We start from the raw sequence: 6,000 nt of genomic DNA, 5'->3' as shown, positions 1-6,000 counted from the left end.
AGCCGGAGCTAGACATCTTTCCCTCTGCTTTTCCCCAAGAATATCGCCATTCAGCTAAAGAAGTGGCGATATTTCCACTTCGAAGATTAATGGAATATTACGTAGATCTAAATTCATTAAATGTTTTAGACTTGGTTACTTGCTTTTCCCTTAAATCCTTCACCTTGCTTCTTATATGTAACCTATTTAATATATTATTTTCGACAATAAAATTCAATACAATTCACACTAGGTTGCGAATTATTTCTCAAAACTGGTATTCTTAACGTATAAATTCGTGAAATTAGTAAATATTGGAGGTGCGTTTGTCTGCGTTCGGTTGGTGTAGTAGTAGAGTATAATCCATTACATAATGGACATGTTTTTCACTTAACTAGTTCAAAAAAAAGTACAAATGCTGATGTTGTTATTGCGGTTATGAGTGGTCAATTTTTACAAAGAGGTGAGCCTGCAGTCGTTCCAAAACACGTACGAACAAAGTTGGCACTGCAAGCAGGTGCAGATCTTGTTATTGAATTACCTTATAGCTATTCAACTCAACACGCTAGCATCTTTGCCAAAGGAGCTATTTCAATTCTTGATTCTTTAAAATGTGATTATGTTTGTTTTGGAAGTGAAGAAGGGAAAATTGAGCCATTTTATGAGTTAATGAATCAAAAGAAGCAGCTTACTTCTTCAATCAATAAGAGTATACGTACTTTTCTTGATAAAGGACTAAGTTATCCTGCTGCATATAGCACTGCTTTACAAAAAAATCTTGATTCATCTCAGCTAGATGTTTCACTTCCAAATAATATTTTAGGTATACATTATTTAGAAGCTATTGAACACTTTGGGAGTCAAATGAAAGGTCGTACGATTCAGCGAATAGCTGCAAATTATCATGATGAAGAAACCAATCATCATAGTATCGCTAGCGCTACAGCAATTAGAAAAATTCTAAAAGGTGACAATCAATCGATTTCTGAATTTGTTCCAAGTTTTACGAAAGATTCAATAGAGGAATACATAGACGAGTATGGCACTCTGCATTCATGGAATGAATATTTACCATTTTTGAAATATAAATTAATGACTTCAACGAAAGAAGAACTTGAAGAAATATATGAAGCTGTCGAAGGTTTAGAACGAAGAGTATTACATTCGGTATTAAACTGTCTTAATTTTGAAGAGTTAATGACATCAATAAAAACAAAACGATATACTTGGACTCGGATTCAACGATTGTTAACACATATCTTAACAAATACATCAAAAAGGGAAATGGCAACAATATTAGAGAAAGATCGCGTTCCATATATCCGTTTACTCGGTATGAGTTCAATGGGAAAAACTTATTTAAATAGCAAAAAAAAGTTAATTGAATTACCAATTTACACGACGATTAATCAGCAAAATCATAAAGAACTAAGTACTGATTTAAAAGCAACTCATGCTTATGCTTCCATCCTTACATTAGGAAATCAACAAAAATTAATAAAAACCGAATATTCACTATATCCAATCATATATGATGAAGTGAATAATCAATTTAGTCGATCTTAAAGCCATATTAGAAACAAAAAAGGCAGGTATAGGGATTCTCCCCCTCTATCTGCCTTTTTTAATATACCTATTCAAATCAAATTATTTCTTAGTCTTTAACGATTCCAGATAATTGATTGCTTGTTCATATGTATCAATTGGTATTATTTTCATTTTCAAGGCATGTTTTTTTGCACTTTTTACAGCTTCATTATAATTTGAATTCTTTTTACCGTTCTCATTTGGTGCCAAGAAAATCTCTGCCCCAGAATCAGATGCTGCAATTATTTTTTGAGATATCCCACCAATTGGACCAACTATTCCATTTTTATCTATTGTACCAGTTCCAGCGATTTCATGACCTTTAGCTAAATTTTCATCTTTCAATTGATCATAAATTTCTAGTGCAAACATAAGTCCCGCTGAAGGTCCTCCAATCTCTTCTGTATTTATCTTAACTTTTGGATTTGTAGTTAATTGTAAATTTTCTGCAATTGAAACACCAATTCCAGCACGACTAGGTTCGTCTTTAAAAGTTTTTGTTTTAATATTAAAATATTTAATTTTTCCTTTTCTATTTACTTCTAAATTAAAATTTGTACCAGGTTTTTTACTTTTTACAGTGTTGGTAAAATTATTTAATGTACGAATTTCTCTTCCATCGATTTTAGTGATAATGTCCCCTAGCATTAATACGTTATAGGCTGGCATATCCTTTAAAACAGATACAACTACTATTCCATTTTCAGTCACTTTATAAGGTTTTTTAGCTTGCTTATATGCGTTTAAAATCGCAGCTTGCTTTGACTCTTCCATATATCTTAGTTGGCGGAACTGATAATCTTCATCACTTTCGCCTTTTACTTTTATTTCATTTATTTTGTATAGATGGTAATTATCATTCATTTTCGTTTTAATATATGAGTAGATATTTGCCTTCCCCATAGCTACGGTTGTTAGCATGAATTCACCTTTATCTTTTTTTGCACCTTCAACTTTTACATATGGCCTTAGGGGCTCCGCTAAACCTGGTTTTGTAATATAGTATGGTAATGGAATAAAATATACAAGAATTAGCGTAATACCAAGTATCAATAGTACATTAAGAATTCTAATCCTTTTTATCACTATTTTTCTCCTTCCACTGCTCAATCTTTTCAAGAATCTCTGGTATTAATTTTTCTGTTGCTTCTTCGCCTATTTTGATAACATTTTCAAGGTCAGTAAAGTTTCTAGAATTAACATGGTCCAATTTTGGTCTGATCATAACATTAGAAGCAATTTCTCTATTTCGAACAAGCTCGTGCTGCATGATTTCAATACTCTGCATAATCACGTCATAAATCGTCGAAACTTCACCACTAACTTGAATCGGTGAAGCATCTACTCCAATAATAAAATCCGCTCCCATCTCTTTTACAACTGAAACTGGGATACGATCGATGACTCCACCGTCAACTAAAAGTCTCCCATTCCATGTTTCTGGTACAAAAATTCCTGGTATCGAAATACTTCCTCGGACTGCAGTAGCAATATCACCTTTTTGAAATACAACTTTTTCTCCAGTTAATAAATCAGTGGCAATAACTGACACCGGCAAATCTAGCTCTTCAAGCTTTCTACCAAATGATAATACTTTTATCAACTCTTTAACCCTGTTCCCAGAAATCAAACCCATTTTTGGAACAACATAGTCAATATAGTATTTGGATTGAAATACTTTTGCAATTTTATATAGACGATCTACATCTGCACCTGCTCCGTATAAAACAGCAACTAGCGCACCTATACTACTTCCTGCTATTAAATCTATAGGAATATTATGCTTTTTTAAAACGGAAATTACACCAACATGTGCAAATCCTCTTGCACCTCCTGAACCTAATGCTAAACCAATCTTCGGTTCCAAGTTGTTTCCCCTCCAATTAAACTCTTTGGTCTAAAATTGAATTCCAACAACGTATATTTAAATGTACAAGTTTTTAATACATATATTACTATCTTATTTCCTACTCGGTAGTCTTACTACAATTAGACAAAAATCTATGTTTATAAGTTATTCTTTGGAGGTTTATATGTGAAAAAAAGTTACTTCATTACCTTACTAATTTTTTTAATACTCATATTTCTGACATCAACCATTATTTTACATCCAGAAGTAGCATTTAAAGGCTCAATAAGAGGATTAAATATGTGGTGGGGAATCGTTTTTCCTTCCCTTCTTCCATTTTTCATTTTAAGTGAGCTTCTAATTTGTTTTGGAATTGTTCAATTTATCGGTGTTTTTCTAGAGCCAGTAATGAGACCTTTATTTAGAGTTCCAGGAGTCGGGGCTTTTGTTTGGGCTATGGGGATGGCATCAGGTTTTCCTTCAGGTGCAAAACTATCGGCTAAACTGTATAAAGATGGAGAATTAACAAAATTAGAAGCAGAACGACTTAATTCCTTTACAAATTCGTCAAATCCATTATTTATTTTTGTTGCTATATCTGTTGGTTTTTTTCATAATGCAAAAGTCGGACTTGTTCTTGCCATCAGTCATTATTTATCAAACGCTATTGTAGGCCTCATTATGAGGTTTTATGGAAGAAACCAACCTAACTATTCTCGTAAAGAAAGAATCCATTATAACCGCTTTAAATACGCTTTTAAAGTTATGCATGAAAAACGGTTAAGTGAAAAAAGACCGATTGGAAAATTATTAGGGGACGCAATTGCTTCTTCTGTGCAAACATTATTAATGATTGGTGGATTTATTATCGTTTTCTCTGTTCTTAATATGCTTTTAATTGAAATTGGATTTATATCGAATGTCGGAAAAATCATTGCATATTGCTTTTCACATTTAAATCTTAATCACAATTTATCAACACCGTTTTTATCAGGATTATTTGAAATTACTTTAGGATCTAAATTAGTCAGTGAATTAGGCAATAGTACATTATTGCAGCAAGTGGCTTTAACTAGTTTTATTTTAGGATTTGGTGGTTTTTCAATACAAGCACAAGTAGCAAGTATTATTTCTGAAGTGAAATTAAGTATTAAACCATATTTAATCGGTCGAATTTTACAATCTGGAATCGCACCCTTATTAGCAATTATCTTGTGGAAGCCACTTTATCTTAACCAATTAACTTCAAATGCTTCTAATACTACTTTACCTGTCATAAAGATTTTTACAGAGAAACAGTTAAATTTCGAATCATTCATTTCAACAGGATCATTCGTAACTTTAATTTCTCTTTACATTTATGTCATCATCTTAATTTATAAACTGTATATAAAAAAGTTATCTTCTTGAACTTTTTGATAAAAAAGAAACCTCTAGTTTAAATTAAACTTGAGGTTTCAAAAATTTTTCAGTTAATGCGCTATTTACACAATCTGGTACTAAATCTTTTACATTCCCACCATATTTTGCGACTTCTTTCACGATTGAAGAGCTTAGGAATGAATATTGATTATTTGTCATGACAAAAAACGTGTCAATTTCATCTACTAATTTTTTGTTCATTGCTGTAATTTGCATTTCGTATTCAAAGTCTGATACTGCTCTTAAGCCCCTTAATATTGCAGAAGCGTTTATTTTTTTTGCATAATCCATCAATAGACCACTAAATGAATCAACGCGTACATTTGGAATCGCACTAGTAGCTTCTGTAATTAATGCTGTTCTTTCATCTAATGTAAATAAAGAATTTTTAGCTGAGTTATTTAATACGACAACAATTACCTCATCAAACACTCTTGCTCCACGTTTAATAATATCTAAATGTCCTAAAGTAATTGGATCAAAACTTCCAGGACAAACAGCAATACGTTTCATTTTTTACCCCCTAATAATTACTCCATACAAATATGATACACTGATACGCCACAAATTCCATATTTTTCTGATTTTGTTCGTACAAATTTCCCTATTTTTTCAGGTAATTCAACATCAGTAGCATGTTCTACTAAAATTGTTCCATCTGATGCAAGTAGATTTTTTTCATCAAATGTTTCGATTAATGATACGATTTGTTGCTTTTTATAAGGGGGATCTAAAATAATTAAATCAAATTGGATCTCTCTTTTAATAATCGCTTTAACAGCTCTCTCGGCGTCATTTCGATAAACCTCAGCACGATCAGTTAGATTACAAGTAGCCAAGTTTTCTTTAATCGTCTTAATCGCCTTCATTTCACGATCTACGATAATCGCTTTTTCAATCCCTCTACTTAATGCCTCAATTGAAAGTCCGCCACTTCCACCGAACAAATCCAATACAATACCACCTTCAAAGTAAGGGCCAATTATATTAAACATTGCTTCTTTTACTTTATCGGTTGTCGGTCTAGTACTCATTCCAGGTACTGCCTTTAAACTTAATCCTTTATTTTTCCCTGATACTACTCTCATTAATTTACACCTACTATATATTTCGATTTACGAAAATATCCTATCATAATTTCATTAAAACAAAAAACATTTCTT

Annotated in this window: 6 protein-coding genes; 2 read left to right on the top strand and 4 right to left on the bottom strand. The window is 32.0% G+C overall.

Annotated features, from left to right (window positions below; all coding sequences use genetic code 11):
* Positions 1-273: 273 nt before the first annotated feature.
* Positions 274-1,545 carry a nucleotidyltransferase gene (locus tag CN925_RS15010; protein ID WP_098847019.1) on the top strand — a complete coding sequence of 424 codons (1,272 nt, stop codon included), beginning with the start codon at positions 274-276 and terminating at the stop codon, positions 1,543-1,545.
* A gap of 81 nt (positions 1,546-1,626) precedes the next feature.
* Here the strand turns inward: CN925_RS15010 and CN925_RS15005 are convergent, their stop codons facing one another.
* Both CN925_RS15005 and CN925_RS15000 read right to left on the bottom strand, forming a co-directional pair.
* Positions 1,627-2,652: a SepM family pheromone-processing serine protease gene (locus tag CN925_RS15005; RefSeq protein WP_098847018.1), complete on the bottom strand. Its 1,026-nt coding sequence runs from the start codon at positions 2,650-2,652 to the stop codon at positions 1,627-1,629.
* Positions 2,636-3,433, bottom strand: a complete 798-nt coding sequence (locus CN925_RS15000) for a patatin-like phospholipase family protein (RefSeq protein WP_098847017.1) — start codon at positions 3,431-3,433, stop codon at positions 2,636-2,638. The genes CN925_RS15005 and CN925_RS15000 overlap by 17 nt, the downstream gene beginning before the upstream one ends.
* A gap of 168 nt (positions 3,434-3,601) precedes the next feature.
* On the opposite strand from CN925_RS15000, the gene ylbJ reads away from it, so the two are divergent.
* Positions 3,602-4,825: a sporulation integral membrane protein YlbJ gene (gene ylbJ, locus CN925_RS14995; RefSeq protein WP_286138386.1), complete on the top strand. Its 1,224-nt coding sequence runs from the start codon at positions 3,602-3,604 to the stop codon at positions 4,823-4,825.
* A gap of 33 nt (positions 4,826-4,858) precedes the next feature.
* On the opposite strand, the gene coaD is transcribed toward ylbJ, so the two are convergent.
* Positions 4,859-5,350, bottom strand: coding sequence for a pantetheine-phosphate adenylyltransferase (coaD, locus tag CN925_RS14990; protein ID WP_098847015.1), 492 nt, complete (start codon positions 5,348-5,350; stop codon positions 4,859-4,861).
* A 17-nt stretch (positions 5,351-5,367) separates the two neighbouring features.
* The gene (gene rsmD / locus CN925_RS14985; protein WP_098847014.1) at positions 5,368-5,925 is read right to left on the bottom strand and encodes a 16S rRNA (guanine(966)-N(2))-methyltransferase RsmD; all 558 of its coding nucleotides are present in this window, start codon (positions 5,923-5,925) and stop codon (positions 5,368-5,370) included.
* Positions 5,926-6,000: the final 75 nt, after the last annotated feature.

Origin of the sequence: Bacillus sp. AFS055030 (genome assembly GCF_002574545.1) — a bacterium.
Taxonomy (GTDB): domain Bacteria; phylum Bacillota; class Bacilli; order Bacillales; family Bacillaceae_G; genus Gottfriedia.
The sequence above is the reverse complement of the archived record's forward strand: the minus strand, read 5'-3'. Positions and strand labels throughout refer to the sequence as shown.